Origin of the sequence: Rhizobium sp. UBA1881 (assembly GCF_002338015.1) — a bacterium.
In the GTDB taxonomy this organism is placed as follows: domain Bacteria; phylum Pseudomonadota; class Alphaproteobacteria; order Rhizobiales; family Rhizobiaceae; genus Rhizobium.
Genome location: NZ_DDHH01000146.1, coordinates 6,811 through 7,433 on the forward strand (window position 1 = coordinate 6,811; position 623 = coordinate 7,433).

Genomic DNA, 623 nt, shown 5'->3' on the forward strand with positions numbered 1-623 from the left:
CCCGGCGGGATGTTGGCGACGACCTCGGGCGAGCAATCGGAGAGATCGAACCACTTCGTCGAGGCGACCACGATCGACAGCGTCGTCCCATCGACCGTCATCCGGCTCTGGTCCTCGCAACCGCTGAAGAACCAGCTCGAATACCAGCGGCTGAACCAGCCGTCGCGCCGCCCCCGCGTCTCGGCCCGATAGGGCTCGTCTGAATTGGCGCTGATCCGGATCGAGCTGGCGTCGCCTGTTATCACGATCGAGCGGATCGCCGAGACGTCGATGGTCTCTCCCGTCCGCCAGCCATCGGCATAGCTTGAAACCAACGTGAACAGGAGCAGAGGTATGGTTATGATGATCATCATGGCAGTCTCCTTGCGTGACACCGCTCCCATCGAGCGGCGGACCCAAGGTCGCTGAGACCACACGAAATCGAGACCTCGATCGCGATCCGGGTCGCCCGCGATTGCGATCGAGGTCATTGTCGTGCTCATATCGCTCGTCTGTTGCTGGATCCGCACCCATGATCTTCGTGCCGCTGCCCTTCGTCGTCACCCTGCTGCTCGCGATCCTGCTTGTCCGCATGGTCAGGCAGAGCGACGGACTGGCGCCCGAGCGGCGGCCCTTCCTGATCC

The 623-nt window shown here is 63.1% G+C and carries 1 pseudogene; it reads right to left on the bottom strand.

What is annotated here, in order from left to right:
- A pseudogene (locus B3605_RS17650) lies at positions 1-353 on the bottom strand (hypothetical protein); the annotation flags it as partial.
- Between the last annotated feature and the right edge of the window lie 270 nt (positions 354-623).